The organism is Streptomyces albidoflavus, from assembly GCF_000719955.1.
In the GTDB taxonomy this organism is placed as follows: domain Bacteria; phylum Actinomycetota; class Actinomycetes; order Streptomycetales; family Streptomycetaceae; genus Streptomyces; species Streptomyces albidoflavus.
On sequence record NZ_JOII01000022.1, the window covers coordinates 78,462 to 104,501 of the forward strand.

Annotated in this window: 19 protein-coding genes and 1 pseudogene; 2 read left to right on the forward strand and 18 right to left on the reverse strand. The window is 71.8% G+C overall.

Going from position 1 to position 26,040, the window contains the following annotated elements:
* Positions 1-25: 25 nt before the first annotated feature.
* Positions 26-1,108: an ABC transporter substrate-binding protein gene (locus tag IF45_RS0121430; RefSeq protein ID WP_003950661.1), complete on the reverse strand. Its 1,083-nt coding sequence runs from the start codon at positions 1,106-1,108 to the stop codon at positions 26-28.
* 936 nt (positions 1,109-2,044) lie between these two features.
* Here IF45_RS0121430 and IF45_RS0121435 point away from each other — a divergent pair.
* A complete protein-coding gene (locus tag IF45_RS0121435; protein ID WP_030308970.1) occupies positions 2,045-4,423 on the forward strand; it encodes a glycoside hydrolase family 2 in 2,379 nt (792 codons plus the stop codon).
* A 70-nt stretch (positions 4,424-4,493) separates the two neighbouring features.
* Here IF45_RS0121435 and IF45_RS0121440 read toward each other — a convergent pair whose 3' ends face one another.
* From IF45_RS0121440 to IF45_RS0121460, 5 genes are all read right to left on the reverse strand, one after another.
* The gene (locus tag IF45_RS0121440; RefSeq protein WP_015507145.1) at positions 4,494-5,357 is read right to left on the reverse strand and encodes a TroA family protein; all 864 of its coding nucleotides are present in this window, start codon (positions 5,355-5,357) and stop codon (positions 4,494-4,496) included.
* A gap of 195 nt (positions 5,358-5,552) precedes the next feature.
* Complete coding sequence (locus IF45_RS33565; RefSeq protein WP_030308973.1) at positions 5,553-7,592, reverse strand: peptidoglycan binding domain-containing protein; 2,040 nt, start codon at positions 7,590-7,592, stop codon at positions 5,553-5,555.
* 222 nt (positions 7,593-7,814) lie between these two features.
* Complete coding sequence (locus IF45_RS0121450; RefSeq protein ID WP_003950658.1) at positions 7,815-8,273, reverse strand: DUF6113 family protein; 459 nt, start codon at positions 8,271-8,273, stop codon at positions 7,815-7,817.
* Positions 8,270-9,187: an N-acetyl-1-D-myo-inositol-2-amino-2-deoxy-alpha-D-glucopyranoside deacetylase gene (mshB, locus tag IF45_RS0121455; protein WP_008406177.1), complete on the reverse strand. Its 918-nt coding sequence runs from the start codon at positions 9,185-9,187 to the stop codon at positions 8,270-8,272. Before mshB ends, IF45_RS0121450 begins: the two co-directional genes overlap by 4 nt.
* Before the next feature lie 122 nt (positions 9,188-9,309).
* Entirely contained in the window at positions 9,310-9,504 is a 195-nt protein-coding gene (locus IF45_RS0121460) for a hypothetical protein (RefSeq protein ID WP_003950656.1), read from the reverse strand.
* A gap of 214 nt (positions 9,505-9,718) precedes the next feature.
* On the opposite strand from IF45_RS0121460, the gene IF45_RS0121465 reads away from it, so the two are divergent.
* On the forward strand, positions 9,719-11,860 hold the full coding sequence (locus tag IF45_RS0121465; protein ID WP_030308975.1) for a S9 family peptidase: 2,142 nt from the start codon (positions 9,719-9,721) through the stop codon (positions 11,858-11,860).
* Here the strand turns inward: IF45_RS0121465 and IF45_RS0121470 are convergent.
* The 12 genes and pseudogenes from IF45_RS0121470 to IF45_RS0121525 all read right to left on the reverse strand — a co-directional run bounded on the left by IF45_RS0121470 (position 11,857) and on the right by IF45_RS0121525 (position 25,694).
* Complete coding sequence (locus IF45_RS0121470) at positions 11,857-12,855, reverse strand: hypothetical protein (RefSeq protein WP_030308976.1); 999 nt, start codon at positions 12,853-12,855, stop codon at positions 11,857-11,859. The genes IF45_RS0121465 and IF45_RS0121470 overlap by 4 nt on opposite strands.
* Positions 12,856-12,952: 97 nt before the next feature.
* A complete protein-coding gene (locus IF45_RS0121475) occupies positions 12,953-13,825 on the reverse strand; it encodes an aminoglycoside phosphotransferase family protein (protein ID WP_037638336.1) in 873 nt (290 codons plus the stop codon).
* Positions 13,826-14,025: 200 nt separating this feature from the next.
* Positions 14,026-15,252: an ABC transporter ATP-binding protein gene (locus IF45_RS0121480; RefSeq protein WP_003950653.1), complete on the reverse strand. Its 1,227-nt coding sequence runs from the start codon at positions 15,250-15,252 to the stop codon at positions 14,026-14,028.
* Positions 15,239-16,121: pseudogene (locus tag IF45_RS31520) on the reverse strand (ABC transporter ATP-binding protein). The gene IF45_RS0121480 and the pseudogene IF45_RS31520 overlap by 14 nt, the downstream one beginning before the upstream one ends.
* A gap of 13 nt (positions 16,122-16,134) precedes the next feature.
* Positions 16,135-17,121, reverse strand: a complete 987-nt coding sequence (locus tag IF45_RS0121490; protein ID WP_003950651.1) for an ABC transporter permease — start codon at positions 17,119-17,121, stop codon at positions 16,135-16,137.
* On the reverse strand, positions 17,114-18,037 hold the full coding sequence (locus IF45_RS0121495) for an ABC transporter permease (protein ID WP_003950650.1): 924 nt from the start codon (positions 18,035-18,037) through the stop codon (positions 17,114-17,116). The genes IF45_RS0121490 and IF45_RS0121495 overlap by 8 nt, the downstream gene beginning before the upstream one ends.
* Positions 18,038-18,127: 90 nt before the next feature.
* A complete protein-coding gene (locus IF45_RS0121500; protein ID WP_003950649.1) occupies positions 18,128-19,759 on the reverse strand; it encodes a peptide ABC transporter substrate-binding protein in 1,632 nt (543 codons plus the stop codon).
* Positions 19,760-19,966: 207 nt separating this feature from the next.
* On the reverse strand, positions 19,967-21,115 hold the full coding sequence (locus tag IF45_RS0121505) for an ABC transporter ATP-binding protein (RefSeq protein WP_018469336.1): 1,149 nt from the start codon (positions 21,113-21,115) through the stop codon (positions 19,967-19,969).
* Positions 21,108-22,031 carry an ABC transporter ATP-binding protein gene (locus IF45_RS0121510; protein WP_030308979.1) on the reverse strand — a complete coding sequence of 308 codons (924 nt, stop codon included), beginning with the start codon at positions 22,029-22,031 and terminating at the stop codon, positions 21,108-21,110. Before IF45_RS0121510 ends, IF45_RS0121505 begins: the two co-directional genes overlap by 8 nt.
* Positions 22,032-22,042: 11 nt before the next feature.
* Positions 22,043-23,011 (reverse strand): ABC transporter permease, encoded by a 969-nt coding sequence (locus IF45_RS0121515; protein ID WP_030308981.1) that lies wholly within the window; start codon positions 23,009-23,011, stop codon positions 22,043-22,045.
* Positions 23,004-23,933 carry an ABC transporter permease gene (locus IF45_RS0121520; RefSeq protein WP_030308986.1) on the reverse strand — a complete coding sequence of 310 codons (930 nt, stop codon included), beginning with the start codon at positions 23,931-23,933 and terminating at the stop codon, positions 23,004-23,006. Before IF45_RS0121520 ends, IF45_RS0121515 begins: the two co-directional genes overlap by 8 nt.
* Before the next feature lie 138 nt (positions 23,934-24,071).
* Positions 24,072-25,694 carry a peptide ABC transporter substrate-binding protein gene (locus IF45_RS0121525; protein WP_018893640.1) on the reverse strand — a complete coding sequence of 541 codons (1,623 nt, stop codon included), beginning with the start codon at positions 25,692-25,694 and terminating at the stop codon, positions 24,072-24,074.
* Positions 25,695-26,040: the final 346 nt, after the last annotated feature.

The following is a 26,040-nucleotide window of genomic DNA, read 5'->3' on the forward strand; positions in this document are numbered from 1 at the left end:
GGGTCGGTTCCCGGCGCGCACCCCCCTAGTAGGCGCCGCCGAGGGACTTCTCGGCGTTGTCCTGGTCGTACTCGCGGTCGGTGATCAGCACGTTCTCGGGGATCGACTCGCCGGCGTAGAACTTCTTCGCCGTGGCGAAGGCGAGCGGGCCGAAGCGCGGGTTGGACTCGATGACGGCGTTCATCTCGCCCTTGGCGAGGGCCTGGACGGCGTTGCGGGTGCCGTCGACGGAGACGATCTTGACGTCGTCGCCGGGCTTCTTGCCGTTGGCCTTGAGGGCGGTGATGGCGCCGAGGCCCATCTCGTCGTTCTCGGCGTAGACGCCGGTGATGCCGGGCTTGGACTGGATGAGCTGCTCCATGACCTGCTGGCCCTTGTCGCGGGCGAACTCGCCGGTCTGCTGGGCGACGATCTTCAGGTCGGGGGCCTTCTCCTTGACCCGGTCGACGAAGCCCTTGGTGCGGTCGGTGGTGACGTTGTTGCCGGAGGCGCCGAGGAGGATCGCGACCTGGCCCTTGCCGCCGGTCGCCTCGATCATCGCGTCGGCGGCGCGCTTGCCCTGCTCCACGAAGTCCGAGCCGAGGAAGGAGAGGTAGTCCTTGCACGCCTCGGCGTTGACCTTGCGGTCGACGGTGAGGACCGGGACCTTCTTGGCGGCGGCGGCCTTGAACGCGGGCTCCAGGCCGTCGGAGTTGAGCGGCGCCACGATGAGGAAGTCGGCGCCCTGCGCCAGCATGTCCTGGATGTCGCTGATCTGCTTGGGCAGCTGCGACTGGGCGTTGGTGGTGAGCAGCTTCTTGACGCCGGCCTTGGCCGCCTCGTCCTTGATCGACTGGGTCTCGGCGATCCGGAACGGGTTGGCCTCCTTCTCCGACTGGGAGAAGCCGACCACGGCGTTCTTCAGGTCGAGCTTCGGCGCACCGTACGTCTCCAGGGTGCAGCCCTTGCCCGAGGTGTCGGCGGGCTGGGTGGCCTGGGCGCCCGCGGCCGCGTCGCCCTTCGAGGTGTCGGCGGTCTCCGACTTCGAGCAGCCGGAGGCGGCCAGCGTGGCCGTGGCGGCGAGCAGGCAGGCCACGGCGAGGGTGCGGGTGCGGCGCTGGGTGGTCATGCGCGAACGCTCCTTGGCGGACGATCGGCCGGCACGGTCGTCGGGCGGGCCGAGAGGGCGGGGCGGGACAGGCGTACGGGGCGCGGGCCCGGACAGGACCTGGGCGGACGCGGCTAGGGGTACGGGGTGGTGCGGCGGTACGGGCGGTGCGCGTGCCGGGCGCCGCGGGGCGGCGGACGGCAGCTGGTGCGGGCGGTGCGGTCGTACGCGGTGCGGCGTGGAGTTCCGGCCGGGGACGGGTACGTCCGGACACCGGGCAGCCACGCACCACCTGAGGCGTGTCCGCGAAGTCCTGTGCGGTGTCCGCGGTGTCCGGTGCGTGCTCTCGGCACGCCGGGCGGAAGCTCTCGTACTGGACGTACTCGGGCTTTCGCCCGGTGGGGCGAGAGTGCGTGCCGGGCGCCGTGGACGCCGTGCGGGACTTTGCGGACATGCCCTAGGCCCTTGTCGCCGAAATCCTCGGTCCCATCGGCGAGTTCGGGCCGTCCGGCGGCTCGATTTACAACGTTATACAGGCGGCCGGTCAGGGCGGCAAGACCGTTGCCGGGAGATTTCCCGGAGGGCGCCCCGGCCCCTTCGGGGCCCCTGCCCTGCGGGGTGACGGTGGCTCGCACCGGCCTCTGCCGGATCTCTGGACAGCCGTCGCACGCCGTGCTGTCATACCGCCGAGCGCCGGATTTCCAACGTTGCACAACCGTCCGGCCCCGCCGCCGCACCGGCACGGGGCACGGCCGGCCCTGCCCGGCGCCGTGAGCCGCACCACCCAGAGCCGCACCACCGTGCCCTGCCCACCCCCACCCGTCCGGGCCGCCCCGCGCCCCGGACCGGCCCGACCCGTGTCCGGCGCACGGGCCGCCGCCCTCCCGTACCTCCTCAACCGGACCGCCACGGCCCCCGGCCGGGGCGACCCCCACCGCCCGAGAAGGAGACCGACCGGTGACCGACACCCGCACCCCCGCACCCGGCCGGGGCGCCCGCCCGCGCTCACGGCCCTGGCGGCGGCTGACCACCGCGCTCGCCGCCTGCGCCCTGGCCGCGACCGGCCTGGCCGCCTCCCCCGCCGGCGCCGCAGGCCAGGCCGCCTGGGAGCCGAAGCCCGCCCCGATGACCACCCCGTGGACCGACCAGGTCTCCGTGGACAACCCGCTGCCGGAGTACCCGCGCCCGCAGCTGACCCGCCCCGACTGGGCCAACCTCAACGGCATCTGGGACTTCGCGGTCACCGACGCCGACGCGGGCGTCCCCGACTCCTTCGACGAGCAGATCCGCGTCCCGTTCGTCGCCGAGTCGGCGCTCTCCGGCATCCAGCGGAAGATCACCCCGGGCGACAAGCTCTGGTACCAGCGCGAGTTCACCGTCCCCGAGGACTGGGACGGCCGGGAGGTGAAGCTCAACTTCGGCGCCTCGGACTGGGAGACCACGGTCTGGGTCAACGGCGAGAAGGCCGGTGAGCACCAGGGCGGCTTCGACGCCTTCGACTTCACCATCACCGACCATCTGAAGGCGGGCGCCAACACCGTCACCGTCTCGGTCTGGGACCCGACCCAGCACGGCGGCGGCGCCGTCGGCAAGCAGCGCCAGGACGACGAGCACGACATCGAGCCGCATCCGGGCGGCGGCATCTGGTACACCGCCGCCTCCGGCATCTGGCAGACGGTGTGGCTGGAGCCGGTCGCCCCCGCCCACATCACCCGCCTCGACCTCACCCCCGAGCTGGGCGACGACACCCTGCGCGCCACCGTGCACGCCGAGGGCGCCGCCGGACGCGAGGTCAAGGTCACCGTCCTGGACGACGGCGAGGAGGTCGGCACCGCCACCGGCGCGGCCGGCGAGGAGCTGTCGGTCTCCGTGCCCGACCCGCACCTGTGGTCCCCGGACGACCCGTTCCTGTACGACGTGAAGGCCGAGCTGCTCCCGGCGGACGGGGCCGCCGGCGACGAGGTCGACAGTTACGCGGGGATGCGCTCGATCGGCCTGAAGAAGATCGACGGCGTCCAGCGCCCGGTCCTCAACGGCGAGTTCGTCTTCCAGACCGGCACCCTGGACCAGGGCTACTGGCCGGACGGCCTCTACACCGCGCCGACCGACGAGGCCCTCAAGTACGACCTCCAGGCCCACAAGGACCTCGGCTTCAACATGGTCCGCAAGCACATCAAGGTCGAGCCGCAGCGCTGGTTCCACTGGGCCGACAAGCTGGGCCTGCTGGTCTGGCAGGACATGCCGTCGATGGACACCGGCAAGGTCCCGGACGCGCCCGCCCGCGAGCAGTGGGAGAAGGAGTACCACCGGATCATCGACCAGCACCGCTCCTCGCCGTCGGTGGTCATGTGGGTCAACCAGAACGAGGGCTGGGGCCAGTACGACCAGGCCCGCATCGCCGACGAGGTCAAGGAGGCCGACCCCTCCCGCCTGGTCAACAACATGAGCGGGGTCAACTGCTGCGGCTCGGTCGACGGCGGCAACGGCGACGTGGTCGACAACCACGTCTACGTCGGCCCCGGCAACACCGCCCCCGAGCCGGACCGGGCCGCCGTCCTCGGCGAGTTCGGCGGCCTGGGCCTGCGCACCGAGGGCCACGAGTGGTACCCGGGCGGCGGCTTCAGCTACGAGGACCAGGCCGACACGGCCGCCCTGAACGACCGGTTCGTCGGGCTCCTGGACGGCATCCGCGAGGGCCAGATGCCGGCCGGTCTCTCCGCCTCCGTCTACACCGAGATCACCGACGTGGAGAACGAGGTCAACGGCCTGCTCACCTACGACCGCCAGGTCGTCAAGGTCGACCAGGACCGGGTCGCCACCGCCAACCAGGCGCTGATCGACGCCTCCCGCTCCCTGCCCGGCGCGGTCACCCTGCCCACCGGCGAGAACCGCTCCCTGCGGGTCACCACCGAGGGCCACACCGAGAAGTTCCTCCGCCACCAGGACGGCCTCGCCTGGACCGCCCCGGTCTCCCAGGAGAGCGACGCCACCCTCAAGGCCGACGCCACCTACAAGGTGGTCCCCGGCCTCGGTGACGAGAACTGCTACTCGCTCGAATCCCGGAACTACCCGGGCGAGTACCTGCGCCACCGCGAGTCCCGGGTCCGCCGCGACGCCGACGACGGCACCCAGCTCTTCAAGGACGACGCCACCTGGTGCGCCGTCCCCGGCGAGAACGGCGTCCGCCTCTCCAGCCTCAACATGTCCGGCAGCTACCTGCGCCACTACGACTCCGAGGTCTGGCTCTCCACCCCCGGCGGCAAGCAGCCCTACGACACCCTGAGCCACTTCACCGCCGACACCACCTGGGCCCTGGAAGCCCCCTGGGCCCCCTGACCGGCCCCGCACCACGAACCGCCCCGCCCCCGGTACCGGTCCTGGTACCGGGGGCGGGGCACCTGCGCGCTCAGGCCGTCCCGGCCAGCCCCTCCAGCGCCCCGGCCACCTGCTCCAGGAAGGCCGCCGTCGCCCGGCGGCTGCAGGGCAGTTCGGGGTTCCACGGCAGCACCGGCGCCGCGGCGGTCAGGGCGCGCCAGGCGGGCAGCTCCGCGAGGGCGGCCGGCTGGTCGGCGTTGCCCCGGGCGTCGCTGAGGACCAGGTCGGGGGTGAGCCCGACGGCCCTGTCCCAGCCCGCCGTACGCCAGTTGACGCCGCCCTCCTCGCCGGGGTCGGTGAGCCCCACCCCGAGGTCGACCAGGCGCCGCAGCTCCGGCCAGGCCAGCGGGCGGGCCAGGTGGACCTTCTCCGGCCCGGCCGGGGAGAGCGCCAGCACCCGGACGCCGGGGGCGCGCAGCGCGGCCGTCCGCAGCCGCGCCTCGGCCGCCGCCAGCCGCTCCGCGCCCTCCCCGTCCCGCCCGCCGAGGGCCACCGCCAGCTCCGCGAACCGCTCCAGCAGCCGCGCCTGCGGGACCTCGCCCGCCACCGACAGGGCGAGGACCGGCAGGCGCGCCCGCTCGGCCGCCCCGTCGTCCACGGCGTAGGCGTGCTTCCCGTCGTAGGTCACGTCCACGATCAGGTCGGGCCGCTCGCTCAGCAGCCGCTCCTCGTCGAGCGCGCCGGACGCCCCGAGGTAGGGGATTCCGGCGGGTGCCTCGGGTCCCCACTTGGCCGGATCAGGACGGTCCCCGTCGTGCCCGGAACCGAACACGGCGACGGGCAGCACCCCGAGGTCCGCCAGTCCCGCACCCGCCCTGAGATAGGCCGCCACCCGCTCCGGCCTGCGTTCCGACCGCACCGTGACACCCCGGTCGTCGGTGAACTCCCACGCCATACGGCACCCGCCCCTTCGCGCACTCGCCCGGTTGTTACCGGTCTCCACCATCCGCCCGCCGATGGCTCCGCACAACCCCGGCCCGGCGCCCAACCCCCTTGTCCGGCCATCCAGTTGGCACATGCCCCGGGGGCAGGAAAACGCGACGGCCGCCCGCCCCGGTGAGGGGCGGGCGGCCGTCTTGGACGTGGCGGGTCAGCTCGCGTCGGTCTCGATGACCCCGACGCGCTCGGCGGGCGTCGTGCCGAGCAGCGCCTGGCGCATCGCGCCGATGACGTCCTCCGGGGTGACCGGCGTCTTGTCGCCGGTGCCACGGGTGATCAGGACGCCGTCGAAGGTGTTGCCGTACAGCTTCTTCAGCGCGGCCTGGTCGTACTTCTCGACCAGCTTGCCGTCGACCGCCTGCACGCTGAGGATCTGCGGCAGCGAACGCTCCGGGCCGAAGGGGATGGAGGCGTTCCCGGCCTTGACCGTGACGATGCCGGACATCGCCGGGACGGCGAACTCCTTCATCATGCGGTCCACCTCGGCCTTGGAGACCGTGGGCTCCCGGGTCGCCATCGGCACCGCCACCGGCCCGGCCTTCCCGGTCGCCACCTGCGTCCGGTACGCCTGCTCGACGGCGTTGACCGAGCCCTTGACGTCGAGGGTCTTGCCGGCCTTGCCGTAGACCGGGACGGGCTTGCCGGAGTCGAAGGAGATCGAGCCCTCCACCGCCGACCCGGCGGTGCCCGCGAGCCGGTCGAGGGCGTCGGCCAGCTTCTCCTGGTCGACCGGCATCGACGGTTCGACCTCGCGCTGCTGACCGAAGAGCGAGCCGATGACGGTGACCGGGTTGTAGTCGCTGGCGGCGGCGGTCCGGGCGGTCTCCTCGCTGTCCAGCGAGAGACCGGCCTGAGCGGGCTTCAGCTCGGCCTGCTTGCCGTCCACGTCGAGGGCGAGGGGCAGGGCGGTGCGCTCGCCGAAGGCGGCGTCGAGCTTCTTGACCGCCTCGTCGTGGGTGGAGCCGCCGATGTCCACCCCGAGGACGGTGGTGCCCTTCGGCACGTCGGCGTGGCCCATGAGCAGCCCCGCGCCGTACAGCCCGGCGCCGGCCACGACCACGGCCACCCCGAGCAGCACCAGCTTGCTACGGCCCTTCTTCTTCGCCGGGGTGGACGAGGCCGGCTCGGGCTCGCCGAGCGGTTCGGGCAGCCGGGGCGGGGTGTGTGGCAGCGGCCCGTCCCGGTGGGCGCCGGGCCCGCCGGGACCACCGGGGCCGAACGGTCCGCCGGGGCCGCCCGTGGCGGGCGGGACGACGGGCAGGCCGCTGGTGAGCGTGTCACCGGAAACGTGCTCGCGCTCGCCGGGCCGCTCGGGTGCGGGCTTCTGCGGGGTGAGCACGGCGGTGTCGTCGCTCATCGGTCCGGCGGGCGGGCGAGGTCCGCCCGGGCGCGGGGTGTTCCCGGTGTCGCCGGGCGGGCGGCCGCCGTCGGAGAGGACGGGGCGGACCGTCGAGTCGCCGCTGACCGGGCCGCCGGTGGGGCCGTCGGGCCGTCCGGGGCCGGGGCCCAGCGGTCCCTGGGCGACGGCCCGGGAGACATCGAAGGAGCCGGTGGTGCCGTTGCGGCCCGGGGTGCCGGTCGGGCCGGTGTCGCCGGTGGCGCCCGAGCCGTAGGGCGCCTGCCCGGAGCCGCCCGGGCGCGGACCGGGGCCGCCGGTGGCGGGGCCGGTCGGGGTGCCGGAGGCGGGCGTACCGCCGCTCGGGCCGGTTCCGCCGCGCGGGGCGGAGCCCGCGCCCGCGGCGCCGCCCGCGGCCGGACGGGCGCCGCCCTTGCGTGGCGCGAACCAGTCGCTGGTGGGCTTGTCGGCCGGGCGCGGGGCCTCCTCGGCGGGGGCCTCGGCACCGGCGTGGCCGCCGGGACGCTCCTGGCCGCCCGGGGCGGGCGGTCCGGGCCGCTCGGCGGCGGGCTCGGGCGCCGCCGTCTCCCCTGTCTCGGCGTCGCCGTCCTTGTCGGCGACGGGGGTACGCATGACGACCGGCGGGATGGGCCGCGATCCGGGGATGTTGATCCGGATACGCGTCGTCAGCGTGGTCTCGGTCTTCCGCTCGGCGTCGCCTCGGCCGTCCGCGGCCGGGCCGCGCTCGTCGGCGCCGCCCGCGGCGGACGCCCCGTACGGCGGTGTCCCCGAGGGGTAGGCGGTGTTGTCGCGGCCCTGGGGTCCGGACGACGAACTGTCAGTTTCACGACTCAAGGCAGGTTCTCCCGATCGGCTCCACCGCCCCTGTCGGCCTTGCTCGGGGTTCTTCAGACACCCCCTGGGGCGGTTCGGCGGCGCGCACCACCATACTGTCCGCCACCGGTCCGTATCGTGCGCCCGGTGTTCAAACCATCCGTGGGGCTCATGGTGCCCGTGTGCCGGAAGTGGTAAGTCCGGTCCCAACTGGGACGCCTCGGGCGCCCGGAGGCCGTACGGTCACCCCTCGCCCGGACCCGGACGCCAGAGGGTGGCGCAGATCACAGCCAACGCCATCCCTCCGAGGAGGAAGAGGTACGATCCGCCGCCCGCCGCGAAGACGAAGTCGCCCTCGGGCCGCGTGGTGGTGAGCAGGATGACGGCGGCCATCCACCCGGCGACCGCGGCGACGGCCCCGCCGCGCGCCCGGGCCACCCACCCCGACCCCAGGAAGACCCCCACGGCGGCGACGAGCGCGAGCAGCAGCCCGCCGGGGAACCAGGCGGCCTGGAGCAGGCTGCCCGCCACCCCGGTCACCGCGCCGAGCAGGAACAGCGGGACGTAGAGCGCCAGTCGGCGCGGGGAGAAGCCGCCGCCGGAGAAGCCGAGGAGCTGCGCCGTGGAGGGCGGCCGCTCCCCCGCCCGGGCGCGGGCACGGGTGGCTCCGGAGGGACGCGGGGCGTCCTGGGCGGGGCTCATCGCGCGCTCCCGGCGTCCGCCACGGCGTCGAGTCCGGCGAAGAGGCCGGTCTCCCGCTCGCCCTCCGGCGCCCCCGGCGGACCGGCCACCCGTTCGTAGTACTCGACGGTGAAGAGCGGCTGGGCCTGTTCGTTGGAGAGGACGAAGAGGGGTTCGGCGACGGTGATCTGGGTGGCGTGGGCGCGCATCGCGGCGGCCTTCGCCCCGGCGTACGCGGTGCCGTCCACCACGGTGGTGACCTGCTCGTCCGCGACCACGCCCGGCAGGTCGGCGACGTCGGCGACCTGGGTGAACGGGGTGCCGGCCAGCGCCTCGGGGAGCGCGGCGAACGCCTCCTCGGCGACCGAGCGGGGCAGGCGGTTCCAGTAGATCCGGGTGATGCGGTGGGCCGGGCCGAGGTCGGGGCGGAGCGCCGGGTCGGCGGCGAGTTCGGCGGCGCGGTGGGCGACCCGGTGGGCCTGGATGTGGTCGGGGTGGCCGTAGCCGCCGTCGGGGTCGTAGGTGACCAGGACCTGCGGGCGGACCTCGCGGATCACCTCGACGAGGTGGAGCGCGGCCTCGTCCACGTCGGCGCTCCAGAAGGCGCGACCGGCGGTGTTCTGGGGCAGGCCCATCATGCCGGAGTCGCGGTAGCGTCCGGCGCCGCCGAGGAAGCGGTGGTCCTGGACGCCCAGTTCGCGCATGGCGGCGGACAGCTCGCCGACCCGGTGCGGGCCGAGCGCGTCGTCCCGGTCGGCGGCGAGCCGCGCCAGTTCGGGCGGGATGATCTCGCCCTCCTCGCCGAGGGTGCAGGTCACCAGGGTGACGTGGACGCCCTCGGCGGCGTAGCGGGCCATGGTGGCGCCGTTGTTGATGGACTCGTCGTCCGGGTGCGCGTGGACGAGCAGGAGTCGGCGGGCGGGCAGATCCGTCATGCGCCCACCCTACGAGGCGGCCGGGCGCACGACGGAGCAGGCCACGGCGGACGGCACCGCCGGCGGCCCAGGCCCTGTCCGCCGGACAGGGCCTCACCCGGGCCGGCCTGGCCCGGGCGGGGTCAGAACTTGATACCGCCGATCATGCCCGCCACGTTCGAGGTGAAGTCCCCGATCATGGGGCCCACGGACGAGCTGGCCAGATAGAAGCCCAGCAGGACGCAGACCAGGGCGTGCGCGCTCTTGAGACCCGATTTACGGATCAGCAGGACGACGACGATCAGCAGCAGCACCACCGCCGAAATCGAGAGTGCCACGGCGGATCACCTCCGGTTTCCTCGGTGGACCGATCTCTTGGATCTGTGGCGCCGTCCCGGGCGGGGCGACGCGGTCAACTCGTGTGCGGGCAGGGCGGAACAGCCCGGTCGGGAGAGGGATACCCACCAGGCGCTACGGATCATAACTATCCGTACACGCGCATGGATCGGCGCACGGCAGCACAAGGGGGCGCTTGAGCCATAGTCTCCTGGCATGCCTACCGAACACCTCAGCTTCCCGCGGCAGCACGCGCGGACCCAGCGGTTCACCCTCGGGGCGCCCCGGGCGTTCACCGTCGCCCCGGACGGCTCCCGGGTCGTCTTCCTCCGCTCGGCCTCCGGCACCGAACGGGCCCAGGCCCTCTGGGTGCTGGACCTGGAGGGCGAGCCGCACGAGCGTCCCGTCGCCGATCCGGCGGCCCTGCTGGCCGGCGCCGGCGAGCAGCTGTCGGCCGCCGAGCGGGCCCGCCGCGAGCGCAGCCGGGAGGGCGGCGCGGGCATCGTCGGGTACGCCGTGGACGAGGCGGTGGAGACGGCCGCGTTCACCCTCTCGGGGCGGCTCTACGTGGCGGACCTGCGCCCCGGCGGGACCTCCCCGGCGCCGGTGCGCCAACTGGACGTGCCGGGGCCGGTGATCGACCCGCGCCCCTCGCCCGACGGCCGGTACGTCGCGTACACGGTGCGGGGCGCGCTCCGGGTGGTGGCGGCCGACGGCGGCGGCGACCGGGCGGTGGCCGAGCCGGAGGCGGAGTCGGTGACGTACGGCCTCGCGGAGTTCGCGGCGGCCGAGGAGATGGACCGCTCGCGCGGCTTCTGGTGGGCGCCGGACAGCTCGGCGCTGCTGGTGGAGCGGGCCGACGACGCGCCCGTGGCCCGTTGGTGGATCGCCGACCCGGCCCGCCCGGCGGCCGAACCGGCCCGGGTGGCCTACCCCTCGGCGGGCACCCCCAACGCCGAGGTGCGGCTCTTCGCCTACCCGCTGGACGGGGCCGGGCGCACCGAGATCGGCTGGGACCGGAAGCGTTACCCGTACCTGGCGCGGGTGGGCTGGGACGCGCACGGCCCGCTGCTGCTGGTCCAGTCCCGCGACCAGCGCGGCCAGCTCTACCTGGCCGCCGACCCTGCCACCGGCGAGACCCGGATGGTCCACGCCGACGAGGACCCGCGCTGGCTCGACCTGCACGCGGGCGCCCCCGCGCGGACCCCCGACGGGCGGCTGGTGCGGATCGCCGACGAGGGCGGCGCGCGGGTGCTGGCCGTCGGCGACCGGCCGCTGACCTCGGACGCCTTCCACGTGCGCGGCCTGCTGGACGTGGGCGCCGACGACCTGCTGGTCCAGGTCTCGGCGGGGCCCGGCGCCGAGGAGCCGGAGACCGGCGAGATCCACGTGCTGCGCGTCAACGAACTGGGCACGGAGCGGCTGAGCACCGGAGCCGGTGTGCACGGCGCGGTGCGCGGCGGACCGGTCACCGTCCTCGTCTCCTCGACCCTGGAGCGGCCGGGGCAGCGGGCCCGCGTCCTGCGCGAGGGCGAGGAGATCGCCGTCGTCGCCTCGCACGCAGAAAGTCCGGTAATCGCCCCTCGGCCGACGCTCACCCGGGCCGGGAAGAGCAAGATCCCCGCCGCCGTGCTGCTCCCCTCCGGCTACCGCGAAGGGGACGGTCCGCTCCCGGTCCTCCTCGACCCGTACGGCGGCCCGCACGGCCAGCGGGTGCTCGCCGCCCACAACGCCCACCTGACCTCGCAGTGGTTCGCCGACCAGGGGTTCGCGGTGATCGTCGCGGACGGCCGGGGCAGCCCGGGTCACTCCCCCGCCTGGGAGAAGGCGATCCGCCACGAGTTCACCGCCACCCTGGACGACCAGGTGGAGGCGGTCCACGCGCTCGCCGAGGAGTTCCCGCTCGACCTCTCCCGGGTCTCCATCCGCGGCTGGTCGTACGGCGGCTACCTCTCGGCCCTCGCCGTGCTGCGCCGCCCCGACGTCTTCCACGCGGGCATCGCCGGGGCCCCGGTGACCGACTGGCGGCTCTACGACACGCACTACACCGAGCGGTACCTCGGCGACCCGGCCGAGGCCGACGGCGAGGTCTACGCCCGCAACTCGCTCGTCACCGACGAGGGCCTCTCGGCCGCCGCCGCGCAGCACCGGCCGCTGATGATCGTGCACGGCCTCGCCGACGACAACGTGGTGGCCGCCCACACCCTGCGCCTCTCCAGCGCCCTGCTGGCCGCGGGCCGCCCGCACGAGGTGCTGCCGCTCTCCGGCGTCACCCACATGACCCCGCAGGAACAGGTCGCGGAGAACCTGCTCCTCCTCCAGGTCGACTTCCTGAAGCGGTCCCTGGGCATGGCCTAACGGCCGCTGTAGGGGCCGGGGTTGTTGTACGGGCCCGGCGCGGTCGCCTGCCAGGGCGCCGGGCCGGGCCCGTACGGTCCGGGCTGCCCGGGGGCGGGGCGCGGCACCAGCAGGGCGAGCACGACGAGGCCGAGCAGGCAGAGCACCGGCGGCGTCACCAGGGCGAGCTGGGAGGAGGTGTCGAGGAGCGGGAGCTGCTCGTACACCGAGCCCTGGAGGTAGGCGCTGAGGATCAGGGCCTGGGCGCCGGCGAGCAGGAGGGCGGCGGGCACGCCGAGGGCCCGCGCGCCGGGGCCCCGTCGCAGGCAGACCACTCCGGCGGCGAGCGTGAGGCAGGCCAGGGCGGCGGTCTGCCAGCCGGGCGCGCCGAGCAGTACCGAGCTCTGGGGGTGGCCGGTGCCGAAGAAGATCGCCGCGTACCGCTCCCAGCCGAGGTTCCCGCCCGCGTACACCTGCCAGGCCACCACCACGGCCCCGCCGAGCAGCAGCAGCGCCCCGGCCCAGCCGGCGACCGCGCGCCCCGGCGGGACGGCCGCCTCCCGCGGTCCGGCGGGACGGCGTCCGGCGGCGGCGAGGACGATCAGGACGAGGCCGCCGAGGACGGAACCGGCCGTGGTCGCGAGGGCCCCCGGGTGCGGACCGCCGAACAGGTCGCCCCCGTCAGCCGCCTGGACGAGGCCGACCGTCGCGGGCAGCCGCAGGGCCACGGTGAGCGCGCCGGTGGCGGCCAGCAGCACGGCCGCCGACGCCGACCGCATCACCTTGACCGCCACCACGGCGTACAGGACGAGCAGCAGCACGTCCTCACCGGTGGTGTAGGCGCTCCGCCGCAGGCCGTACCCCGCCGCCTGGCCCGCCCAGTGCCACCAGAGGCCCTCCGGCCCGCCGACCGTCAGGTCGCGGATCACCCACCCCAGCACCACGGCGGCCAGCAAGGAACTGACGACGGAACCGGCGACACGCCCGCCCCGCCCGAGTATCTGTGTCTCCCCCATGCCCGCGATCCTTCCGGCAACGCCAGCCACCCACAAGGGGGCGCGCCTCGGCGGGAGTTACGGCCCACCGGGTCGGCGCGGGCCGGCCCCCGGGGGCTCAGCGGGTCAGCGCGAGCAGTTCCTCGACCGCCGGGCCCTCGTCGCCCGCGCCGAGGCGGGCGACGGCCGCGAAGGCGGCGTCCACCCGGCTCCAGGCGTGCAGGCGGTCCGGGTCGAGCCCGTAGGCGGCGGCGACCCCGGCGCACCGGGCCTCGACGCCCTCCCGCCCCGCGCCCGCCACGACGAAGTCCACGGCGTCGAAGCAGGGGTCACCGGCGCAGGCTTTCGGGTCGATGGCCACCAGGCCGCGCCCGGCGCCGCCGTCGAGCACGTTGCCGGGGTGCAGGTCGCCGTGGAGCAGCACGGTGGTCGTCTCCGTGTCCAGCAGCCGTTCGCACCGCCCGAGGGCCCGGTCCCACGCGGCGGCGTCCAGCCGCGCCCCGACGGCGGGCTCGGCCAGCCGCCGCCCGACCCGGGCGAAGGCTTCCTCCATCCGCCCGCGCAGGAGCCGTGGGGTCGTCGCGGCCGGGGCGGCGCCGTGCAGGGCCGCCATCAGCTCCGCCCACGGCCCGGGGCCCGGCGGGGGCAGCTCCGCCACCGGCGTGCCGGGCACGACCTCCTCCAGCACCATGGCCCCCTCCGCCGCGTCGAGGGCGAGCACGGCCGGCACCCGGCCCGAGGGGGCGAACCACCCCAGCATCACGGCCTGTTCGGCCAGCAGTTCCCGTTCCGGGCCGATCTTCAGCACGGCGGGCGTCCCGTCCGGCCACCGGCACCGCAGCGTGACCGAGGAGGCGCCGTCCGGGAGGGGGCCGCCGAGCACCAGTCCCCACCGGGAGGCCAGCCGGGCGAGGAGTTCCGGCACGGCGGCGCACCACTGCGCGACTTGCGGCCCGAAGCGCCCCACCAGCCTCGCGGTCAGGCTCTCCACATCCACCGGCGGTCGCTCCATGCGGGCCAGTGTGGCAGCACGGGCCGCACAGGCGACCGGCCGGAGCGCAGAAGCGCTCCGGCCGGTCTACGGCACCCGCACGGCCGTACGCTGTCGACTCTGACGCGTCCGTATATCGGAACCGCGTCTGCCAAGTTGCCGTCGTGTTAACGCAGTTGATCCCGGTTTGTCGTCTTGAATCAGGATTCGGCCGAACCGGTGCCCCGCCCGTCCCCGGTGTCGTCCCCCGGCCGCTCCTCCTCGGCCTGGACCACGATCTGCTTCTCCTCGGCGAAGTGGCAGGCGGAGGGGTGCGCCTCGGGCCCGTCGAGCCCCCGGAAGACCGCGGGGACGGCGAGCAGCGGTTCCTCCAGGGCGCACCGGTCCTGCGCCTTCCAGCAGCGGGTGCGGAAGTGGCAGCCCGAGGGCGGGTTGGCCGGCGAGGGCACATCCCCGGTGAGGATGATCCGCTCCCGGCGTTCGCGGGCGCCGGGGTCGGGGACGGGGACGGCGGAGAGCAGGGCCTGGGTGTAGGGGTGGGTGGGGTGCTGGTAGATCTCCTCGTCGGTGCCGGTCTCGACGATCTTGCCGAGGTACATGACGGCGACCCGGTCGGAGATGTGCCGCACGATGGAGAGGTCGTGCGCGATGAAGACGTAGGAGAGGTCGAACTGGTCCTGGAGGTGTTCCAGGAGGTTGACGACCTGGGCCTGGACGGAGACGTCGAGGGCGGAGACCGGCTCGTCGGCGACGATGATCTCGGGGCGCAGGGCGAGGCCCCGGGCGATGCCGATGCGCTGGCGCTGACCGCCGGAGAACTGGTGCGGGTACCGGTTGATGTACTCCGGGTTGAGCCCCACCACGTCGAGGAGTTCCTGCACCCGCTTGCGGCGCGAGCCCTTGGGCGCGACCTCGGGGTGGATCTCGTACGGCTCGCCGATGATGTCGCCGACCGTCATGCGCGGGTTGAGCGAGGTGTACGGGTCCTGGAAGACCATCTGGATGTTGCGGCGGACCGCCTTCAGGGCGCGGCCCGAGAGGCGGGAGACGTCCTCGCCCTTGTAGCGGATCTCCCCGCCGGTGGGGCGCTCCAGGTGGACGAGCATCCGGGCCACCGTCGACTTGCCGCAGCCGGACTCGCCGACGATGCCGAGGGTCTCGCCCTGGTGCAGGTCGAAGGAGACCCCGTCGACCGCCTTGACCGCGCCGACCTGGCGGCGGAAGACGATGCCCTGGGTCAGGGGGAAGTGCTTGACCAGGTGGTGGACCTCCAGGATGGGTTCGCCCGCCGCGCGGGTGGACTCCAGGCGGGAGCGGGTCAGCAGGTCCTCGGTGGACGGCGGCTGGTTGCCGGGGGTCTGGTCGTCGCGGGTGGCGCCGGTGTTCCCCTCGCCCTCACCGGGGCCGGGCCGCTCATCGGGCTCCATCGAGCGTCTCCTTCCAGAAGTGGCAGGCGCTCCGGCGGCGCGGGTCGACCTCGTAGAGCGGCGGCTCGTCGGTGGTGCAGACCGGCTGGGCCAGCGGGCAGCGCGGGTGGAAGGCGCAGCCGGGCGGGATGGCCAGCAGGTTGGGCGGCAGCCCCTTGATCGCGTACAGCTCCTGGCCCTTCTGGTCCAGGCGCGGGATGGAGTCGAGCAGTCCGCGGGTGTACGGGTGGGCGGGGGCCCGGTAGATGTCGTGGACGGGGGCGGTCTCGACGATCCGGCCCGCGTACATCACCGCGATCTTGTCGGCGACGTCGGCGACGACACCGAGGTCGTGGGTGATGAGGATGAGCCCCATGCTCCAGCGCCATCGCCATGGCGATCATGATGCGCTGGCGCATGCCGCCGGAGAACTGGTGCGGGTACTGGTCGACGCGTGCGGTGGCGGCCGGGATGCGGACCCGGTCCATCAGCTCGACCGCCCGCGCCTTGGCGTCCTTGCGGGACATGCCGCGGTGGACGGTGAACATCTCGCCGAGCTGCTCGCCGACGGTGAGCACCGGGTTGAGCGAGGAGAGCGCGTCCTGGAAGATCATCGCCATCTCCGCGCCGCGCACCTTGCGCCGCCGGTCCTCCTTGAGGGTCAGCAGGTCGCGCCCCTCGAAGATGATCTCCCCGCCCGTGATGTGCCCGGGCGGGGTGTCGAGGATGCCCATGATCGCCTGGGCGGTGACGGACTTGCCGGAGCCGGATTCGCCGAGCACCGCCAGGGTCTCCCCCGCGTCGACGGAGTAGGAGACGCCGTTGACGGCCTTGGCGACGCCTTCCCTGGTGTGGAACTCCACCTGGAGGTCGCGCACGTCGAGCAACATCGGCAGCAGCTCCTCAGCGCAGCTTGGGGTCGAGGGCGTCGCGGACGGCGTCGCCGAGCATGATGAAGGCCAGCACGGTGATGGCGAGCGCCCCGGCCGGCCAGAGCAGCATGTGCGGGGCGTTGCGGACGTTGGCGGAGGCGTCCGAGATGTCGATGCCCCAGGAGACCGTGGGCGGCCTGAGCCCGACGCCGAGGAAGGAGAGCGTCGCCTCCAGCGCGATGTACGTCCCCAGCGCGATGGTGGCGACGACGATGACCGGGGCGACGGCGTTCGGGGTGATGTGGCGCAGCAGCATCCGGGTGTTGGAGGCGCCCAGGGCCCGTGCCGCCTGCACGTAGTCGTTCTGCTTGGCGGTGATGACCGAGCCGCGGGCGATGCGGGAGATCTGCGGCCAGCCCAGCAGCACCATGAAGCCGATGACCGGCCAGATGGTGGTGGAGGTGACCACGGAGAGCAGGACGAGCCCGCCGAGGACCACCGGGATGGCGAAGAACATGTCGGTGACCCGGGAGAGGATCGCGTCCCAGACCCCGCCGAAGAACCCGGCCAGCCCGCCGAGGACGCTGCCGAGGACGGCGACACCGAGGGTGGCGAGGACACCGACCGCCACCGAGGTGCGGGCGCCGTAGACGGTACGGGTGTACACGTCGCAGCCCTGCTGGTTGAAGCCGAAGGGGTGGCCCGGCTGGGAGCCCTGCTGGGACTTGGCCAGGTCGCAGGAGAGCGGGTTGCCGGAGGCGATCAGCGAGGGCCAGATCGAGATGACCACCAGGAAGAGGATGATCAGCGAGGAGATCAGGAAGACCGGGTTGCGGCGCAGGTCGCGCCAGGCGTCCGACCACAGGGAGCGGGGCTTGGTGTCGGGCCCGCCGCCCTGCGGGTCCTGTCCCTCCAGGCTGATGCCCTCGCTCATCGCCATGTCGGTGGCGGCGCCCGCCCCGGCCGCCGAGATGGCCGACTTGTCGTCCGGGAGGCCCGGCTGCTGCGGGTCAGGCATAGCGAATCCTCGGGTCGAGTACGGCGTAGAGGAGGTCGACGATGAGGTTGGCGACGAGGAAGACCAGGACCAGCACGGTGACGAAGCCGACCACCGTCTGCGTGTTCTGCCGCAGGATGCCCTGGTAGAGCTGGAAGCCGACGCCGTGGATGTTGAAGATCCGCTCGGTCACGATGGCGCCGCCCATCAGCGCCCCGATGTCGGTCCCGATGAAGGTGACGACGGGGATCAGCGAGTTGCGCAGCAGGTGCCGGGTGATGACACGGCGCCGGGGCAGCCCCTTGGCGATCGCGGTACGGACGTAGTCGGCGCGCCGGTTCTCGGCGATGGAGGTCCGGGTGAGCCGGGTGACGTACGCCAGCGAGACCGAGGCGAGGACGAGGCCGGGGACGAAGAGTTCGCCGAAGGTGGCCTCGGAGGAGACGGCCGGCTTGATCCAGCCCCACTTGACGCCGAGGAGCAGCTGCACGAGCAGGCCGGTGACGAAGGTGGGGACGGAGATCACCACGAGGGTGAGGATGAGGACACCGGTGTCGACGGGCCGGCCGCGGCGCAGCCCGGTGACGACGCCGAGGGTGATCCCGATGACGATCTCCAGGACGATCGCCACGATGGTCAGCCGGATCGTCACGGGGAAGGCCGAGCCCATGAGTTCGGTGACCTTCTGGCCGTTGAACGCCGTCCCGAAGTCCCCGGTGAAGACGTTCCCCATGTACGTCAGGTACTGCTGCCACACGGGCTTGTCGAGGCCGAGGTCGGTGCGGAGCCGCTGGGCGGTGGCGGGGTCGCACTGCCGGTCGCCGCAGAGTCCGGCGACCGGGTCGCCCATCACGTTGACCATCAGGAAGATCAGCAGCGTGGCGCCGATGAAGACGGGGATCATCTGCAGCAGGCGCCGGATCACATAACGTCCCATGGACGGCTCCGGGTTCGGATCGGGCGGCGGGCGGATACGGGGCGCCCGGCCCGGTGCCGCGCGGGGCGGCGGCCGGGCCGGGCGGGGGGCTCAGCCGACCTTGATCTCGTTGTAGACGGGGACGCTGAAGGGGTTCAGCTCGACGTTGGAGATGCGGTCGGAGTAGCCCGCGCTGCCGTTCTGGTACCAGAGCGGGATGGCGCCCATCTCGTCCCGCAGCACCTCCTCGGCCTGCTGGAACTTCTCCACCGCCTTGGCCGTGTCCGACTCGGCGTTGGCGTCGTCGACCAGCTTGTCGAACTTCTCGTTGGACCACTCGCCGTCGTTGGAGGAGGCGTCGGTGTAGTAGAGCGGCTGGAGGAAGTTCTGGATCAGCGGGTAGTCCATCTGCCAGCCGGCGCGGAACGGGCCGGGCATCTTCCGCTCGCCGATCTTGTTGCGGAAGTCGGCGAAGGTGCCGGTGGGGTCGCCGACGCAGGCGCGGTCCTGGCCCAGCGCGTTGTTGATGCTGTTGCAGACCGCGTCGACCCACTCCTTGTGGCTCCCGGTGTCGGCGTTGTAGCCGAGCCGCATGGTGCCGCCGGGGATGCCGCCGCCCTCCTCGACCAGCCGCTTGGCCTCCGCCGGGTCGTACTCGCAGGCGTCGCCGCAGAGCCCCGCCTTGTATCCGCCGTCCTCGCCGAGGACCGGGGAGGTCCAGTCGGTGGCCGGGGTGCGGGTGTTCTGGAAGATGGTCTTGGTGATCTGCTCGCGGTTGATCGCCCGGGAGATGCCGGTCCGCAGCTTGGCGCCGTCGGGGGTGTTCCACTCCTTGTCGTAGAAGGGGAACGACAGGGTCTGGATGATGCCGGCGGGGGTGTTGAGGTACCGGTCGCCGAGGTCGCTCTGGGCGTTCTTGATCTGGTTGGCCGGGATGTCGTCGACCAGGTCGAGGTTGCCCGCGGTCAGGTCGGTGTAGGCGGTGTTGTTGTCGGTGTAGACCTTGAGGTCGACGCCGCCGTTCTGCGCCTTGTCGTCGCCCGGGTAGTCGTTCCAGGTCCGCAGGGACATCTGGGAGCCCTTGGCGTAGTTGTCCACCTGGTAGGGGCCGTTGCCGACCGGCTTGGCGAGCCAGCTGTCGTGGTCCTCGAAGAAGGCGGTGGGCAGCGGGGCGAAGGCGGCGTAGCCGAGCGTCTCGGGCCAGGTGGAGAACTTCTGGTTGAGCTTGACGGTGAAGGTGCGCTCGCCGGTGACCTTCAGCCCGGAGAGGGTGCGCGCGGTGGCGTCGCCCTCCTCGGGGTGCACCTCGTCGTAGCCGTCGATGTAGCCGAAGAAGTAGGCGTTCTTCTGGTTGTTGTCCAGGTGGGCGCCGTAGTTCCAGGCGTCGACGAAGGACTTGGCGGTCACCTTCTCGCCGTTGGAGAAGGTCCAGCCATCCTTGACGGTGATCCGGTAGTTGACCGAGTCGTCGGTCTCGATCTTCTCGGCGAGGGCGTCCTCGGCGGCACCGGTCTTGGGGTTGTACCGCTTGAGGCCCCGGAAGATCATGTCGAGGACCTTGCCGCCCTGGACCTCGTTGGTGTTGGCCGGCTCCAGCGGGTTCTGCGGGTCCCCCCAGGAGGAACTCACGATCCCGGAACCGTCTCCTCCACCGCCCCCGTTCCCGCCCCCGCCGCACCCCGTCGCGGCGAGCGTGACGGCGACGGCGACAGCGGTCCACCTGGCGTGTGTGGCTCCGCGCATGAGGTGCCTCCCTGTGGGTTCCCGTGCCTGATGCACTCCGGCCCCCATACCACCGCGAACCCGCCCGTACCGCACGCGCACCGCGACCGTCCGGGGGAGGCCGGGCGGTCCGGGCTCCCCCGGACGGCGCACGACGAGGGGCGCCCCCGGCCGCGTAATACGGCCGGGGGCGCCCCTCGGTTCTGCCAGGAGACCTGGTCCGCCGCCTCAGGCGGCGTGGACCACGTCCTTCTCCTCGGCGAAGTGGCACGCCGACTCGTGCGCGGCCGGGGTGTCCTTGCCGGTGAAGCGCTGCGGCACGGCCAGCAGCGGCTCCTCGGTGGCGCACCGCTCCTCGGCCTTCCAGCAGCGGGTGCGGAAGCGGCAGCCCGACGGCGGGTTGGCCGGCGAGGGCACGTCCCCGGTGAGGATGATCCGCTCGCGCCCCTCGCGGGAGGCGGGGTCCGGCACCGGCACCGCGGAGAGCAGCGCCTGCGTGTACGGGTGGGTGGGGTGGTCGTAGATCTGCTCGTCGGAGCCGATCTCGGCCATCTTGCCCAGGTACATCACGCCGACCCGGTCGGAGATGTGCCGCACGATGGAGAGGTCGTGCGCGATGAAGAGGTAGGAGAGGTTGAACTCGTCCTGGAGCTTCTCCATCAGGTTGACGACCTGCGCCTGCACCGACACGTCGAGCGCGGAGACCGGCTCGTCGCAAACGATGATCTCCGGGTTGAGCGCGAGGCCGCGGGCGATGCCGATGCGCTGGCGCTGACCGCCGGAGAACTGGTGCGGGTACCGGTTGATGTACTCCGGGTTGAGCCCGACCACGTCGAGCAGTTCCTGCACCCGGCGCCGGCGGTCGCCCTTCGGTGCCACCTCGGGGTGGATCTCGAAGGGCTCGCCGATGATGTCGCCGACCGTCATGCGCGGGTTGAGCGAGGTGTAGGGGTCCTGGAACACCATCTGGATGTTCCGGCGGACCGCCTTCAGCGCCCGGCCCGACAGCTTGGTGATGTCGGTGCCCTTGTAGAAGACCTCACCGGAGGTGGCGGTCTCCAGGGTCATCAGCAGCTTGGCGACGGTGGACTTGCCACAGCCGGACTCGCCGACGATGCCGAGGGTCTCGCCCTGGTACAGGTCGAAGGAGATCCCGTCGACGGCCTTGACCGCGCCGATCTGCTTCTTGAAGAGGATGCCCTGGGTCAGCGGGAAGTGCTTGACCAGGTTCCGCACCTGGAGGATGGGCTCGCCGCGCTCCACCGGGGCGGTGATGGCCGCGATGGCCTCGTCCTTGGTGGGGTCGGCGACCACGTCCACGTCGGAGACGTTCGGGGTGGCCTCGGCGGCCGGCTCGTTCTTGGCCAGGTCAGCCATGGATCGTCTCCTTCCAGAAGTGGCAGGCGCTGCCGCGGCCGGGCAGGTCCGTACCGTCCTGCTCGGTGACGGGGGCCAGGGTGGGCACCTCGGTGCGGCAGATGTCCTGCGCCATCGGGCAGCGCGGGTTGAAGGCGCAGCCGGAGGGGATACGCGTCAGGTTGGGCGGCAGGCCCTTGATCGCGTACAGCTCCTGGCCCTTCTGGTCCAGGCGCGGGATGGAGTCGAGCAGACCCCGGGTGTAGGGGTGCGCCGGGCGGGCGTACAGCTCGTGGACCGGGGCGGTCTCGACGATCCGGCCCGCGTACATCACCGCGATCTTGTCGGCGACGTCGGCGACGACACCGAGGTCGTGGGTGATGAGGATGAGCCCCATGCGCATACCGCCGGAGAACTGGTGCGGGTAGTCGTTGACCCGCTCCTTGGCGGCGGGGATCTTCACCCGCTCCATCAGCTCGATGGCCTTGGCCTTGGCCTCCTTCTTGGAGAGGCCCTGGTGGACGCGGAACATCTCGCCGAGCTGGTAGCCGACGGAGAGCACCGGGTTGAGCGAGGAGAGCGCGTCCTGGAAGATCATGGCGATCTTCTGGCCGCGGATCTTCCGCCGCTCCTCCTTGCCCATGGTGAGCATGTCCTGGCCGCGGAAGAGCACCTCGCCCTGCGGGATGCGGCCGGGCGGCATGTCGAGGATGCCCATGATGGCCTGGGCGGTCACGGACTTGCCGGAGCCGGACTCGCCGAGGACGGCGAGGGTCTCGCCGGCGTCGACGGTGTAGTTGACCCCGTTGACGGCCTTGGCGACGCCGTCCCGGGTGTGGAACTCCACGTGCAGGTCACGGACTTCGAGCAGGTGGCCGTCGTAGTCGGCGGCCGCTCGCGGTCCGGGGACCGTCGCGGTCTTGGCGGTGGTGGTCACGTACGCCTCCCTCAGCGCATCTTGGGATCGAGGGCGTTGCGGACCGCATCGCCGAACATGAGGAACGACAGCACCGTGATCGCGACCATGACGGACGGGATCATCAGGACGAACGGCGCGTTACGCAGCTGGTCCTTGCCGGAGGCGACGTCGATACCCCACGAGACCGTCGGCTCGGCGAGGCCGATACCGAGGTACGAGAGGGTGGCCTCGGCACCGATGTAGCCACCGAGCGCGATGGTGGCGACCACGATGATCGGGGCCATGGCGTTGGGCAGGATGTGCTTGAACATGATCCGGCTGGTGGAGGCACCCAGAGCCCGGGCCGCCACCACGTAGTCGGACTGCTTGATCGTGATCACCGCGCCACGGGCGACACGGGCGATCTGCGTCCAGCCGAGGAAGGCCAGGGCCAGGATGACCACCCAGACCGCGCGCTCCTCGAAGGTGGTCAGGATGACCATGGCGCCGACGATGAACGGCACACCGAAGAAGACGTCGGTGAGGCGGGAGAGCAGGCTGTCCACCCAGCCGCCGAAGTAGCCGGCGACCATGCCGACGATGGTGCCGATGATCGTCACCGCGAGGGTGACGACGACGCCGACGGCGATCGAGGCGCGGGCCCCGTGGACCACCCGGGCGTAGATGGAGCGGCCCTGGAGGTCGTAGCCGAACCAGTCGGCCTGGAAGAAGTGCGTCCAGTTCGGATGCTGGAGGAAGTGGTTCTTCAAGTCCGAGTCGCGAGGCGAGGCGCCGGTGAACAGCCCCGGCCAGATCGCCATGACGATCAGGAAGAGGATCATCAGGGCGGAGACCACGAAGAGCGGGCTGCGCCGCAGGTCGTGCCAGGCGTCCGACCAGAGCGAACGCGGCTTGCCGGGCGCGGGACCGGCGTCCAGCGTCAGCGGGACCTCGGTGGAGGAAGGCATCACGGCCTTCTCCTCGGTCTTCTTTTCCATGTCTGCGGTCTTGTCAGGCATACCGGATCCTCGGGTCCAGGACCGCGTAAAGCAGGTCGACGATCAGGCTGGCGAGGAGGTAGACGATCACGATGATGGTGACGACACCGACGACGGTCGCGCCCTCGCGGCGGCCCAGGGCTTCGTAGATGAGTCCGCCGACGCCCTTGATGTTGAAGATGCCCTCGGTGACGATCGCGCCGCCCATCAGGGAGCCGATGTCGGTGCCGAGGAAGGTGACCACCGGGATGAGCGAGTTGCGCATCAGGTGGATGCCCACGATCCGGCGCCTCGGCAGGCCCTTGGCGGTCGCCGTCCGCATGTAGTCGGCCCGCAGGTTCTCCGCGATGGAGGTCCGGGTGAGCCGCGCGACGTAGGCGAGGGAGAGCGAGGCCAGCACCATGGCGGGCATCAGCATCTCGTTCCAGGAGGGTTCGAGGCCGACGTTGGGCGGCACCAGACCCATCTTGAACGAGAAGACGAACTGCGCCGTGTAACCGGTCACGAAGGACGGGACGGCGATGAGCAGCAGGGTGAGCCCGAGCAGGCCGCGGTCGCGGATCGAGTTGGGCTTCAGGCCGGCAATGACGCCGAGCAGGATGCCGGCGACCACGATGAAGGTGAACGCGAAGAGCGCCAGCTGGATCGTGACCGGGTAGGCGTCGAGGATGACCTCGGAGATGGGGCGCTGGCTCGCGATCTGCGTGCCGAAGTCGCCCTGGAAGACGTTCCCGATGTAGGAGACGTACTGCACCAGGATCGGCCTGTCGAGGCCGAGTTCGGCCTTGAGCGCGGCGATCTGTGCCTGGTCGACGGCCTGCTCTCCGGCCAGCGCTCTCACGGGGTCGCCGGGCAGCGCGAACATCATCAGGAAGATCAGCAAGGTTGACCCGATGAAGACCGGGATCATCTGGAGCAGTCGTCGTGCGACATAACGCCCCATGGGGTGCCTCCGTGTGGATAACTGCGGGCCGGGGGCCGTCCCCGCCTGTGCGGGAACGGCCCCCGGTCCCCCCGGCGCCGGGTCAGCGGCCCGGTGCCGGGGTGATGGCCGAAGTGGGGAATTGGCCCGTGGGCGCGCTTACTTGACCGTGACCTCGGTGACCTCGAAGTCACCGTGGAAGTCGACCTTGACGTTGTCGACGTCCTTGCCGTGGCCACCGTTGATCTGGTACGTCCAGAGCGGGATGGCGGGCATCTTCTCGACCAGGACCTTCTCGGCCTCCTGGTAGAGCTTGATGGACTCCTCCAGCGTCTTGGCGTTGTCGCCCTTCTTGAACAGCTCGTCGACCTCCTTGTCGGAGAATCGTCCGTTGTTCGCCTCGGCCGTGGTGCCGTACAGCTCACGCATGAAGTTGACGTTCAGCGGGTAGTCGGCGACCCAGCCACCGCGGTAGAACGACTTGACCTCGTCGTTGTCGCGGGCCTCGAGGTCGGTGGCGAAGTCAGGCTTGGCGTCGCCGAGGCACTCGACCCCGGTGGCGTTGCGGATGGACTCGCAGACCGCGGTCACCCACTCCTTGTGCCCACCGTCGGTGTTGTACTGGATGAAGATCTTGTTGTCCGGCACACCACCGCCTTCCTTGATGAGCTTCTTCGCCTCGTCCGGGTTGTAGTCGAACACCTCGGTGTCGAGGTCCTGGTTGCCCTTGACCTGCGGCGGGGTGAAGCTCTTCGCCGGCTTGCGGGTGTTGTTCAGGACGGTCTTGGTGATCGTCTCGCGGTCGATCGCCATCGACAGGCCCTGCATGACCTTGGGGTCGACGTCCTTCCACTGCTTGGTGTAGAAGGCGGGGACGATCGACTGGACGGCCGCGTACTCCTGCTCGACGGCGCCGTCACCGAGGTCCGACTTGTACTTCGGCAGGTCCTTCGGGCCGACCTGGCGGATCATGTCCAGGTTGCCGGAGAGGACGTCCTGGTAGGCGGCCTCGACGGTGGCGTAGTTCTTGAACTGCACACCCTTGTTCTTGGCCTTGTTCGGACCGGTGTAGTCCTCGTTGGCCTTGACCTGGATGAGCTTCTTGTGGGTCCACTTCTCGAAGGAGTAGGGACCGTTGCCGATGGGCTTCTGGCCGAAGGCCTTCGGGTCGTCGAAGAAGGCCTTGGGCAGCGGGGCCCAGGTGGCGTAGCCGAGCTTGTACTCGAAGTACGGGACCGACTTGTCGAGCTCGATGGTGAAGGTGGTGTCGTCCACGGCCTTCAGGCCGGACATCTCCTTGGCCTTCGCCTTGGCGCCCTCACCCTCGGGGTGGACGTCCTCGTAGCCCTTGATGTCCTCGAACCAGAACGCGTTCTGCATCTTGTTGTCGATGTTCGCGGACCAGTTCCACGCATCGATGTAGGACTGGGAGGTGACGGGGGTGCCGTCGTGGAACTTCCAGCCCTTCTTCAGCTTCACCGTCCAGGTCTTCGAGTCCTTGGTCTCGATCGACTCGGCGTTGGTGTAGACGATGTTGCCGTCGGCGTCGAAGTCCAGGAGCTGGGTGAAGAGCGACTGGATGACGTACGAGCCGAGGCTCTCGTTGGTGTCGGCCGGGATCAGGGCCTTCTGCGGCTCGCCGACGTCGATCGAGACGTAGCCGGCGGGCTTGCCGGACGCCTTCGGCTTGTCGCCACCGTCGTCGTTGCCACCGCAGGCGGTCGCGGCCAGGGCGACGACTATCGCACCCGCGACCCACTTGGCGCTCTTGGCACCACGCATGGGTTCCTCCTCATGAGTCCACTTGTTCACTGCAAGAGAGGGCACAGGACGATCCGCCGACACCCCTGACGGCGAAGATCGAGTGCCCCAGTGTGCTCGTGAGTCGGCGCTCCCCACAGCGCGTGACCCATTGACCCGAGCTCTACGCGCTCAACTATTAGCCATGGTGTTCGGCCCGACCACACCCTTTTGGTCTCGGTTCGATCACACCTGACACTCACATCTTCCAAAATCCGGACAAACCGATCCGAGATAGATGGTTGCGAAACGGACTCGTTACACATCTATCGGGCGCGGCCGTCCGTATACCGGACACTCCGCCCCCGAAAACCGGTTGCCCGGCCTC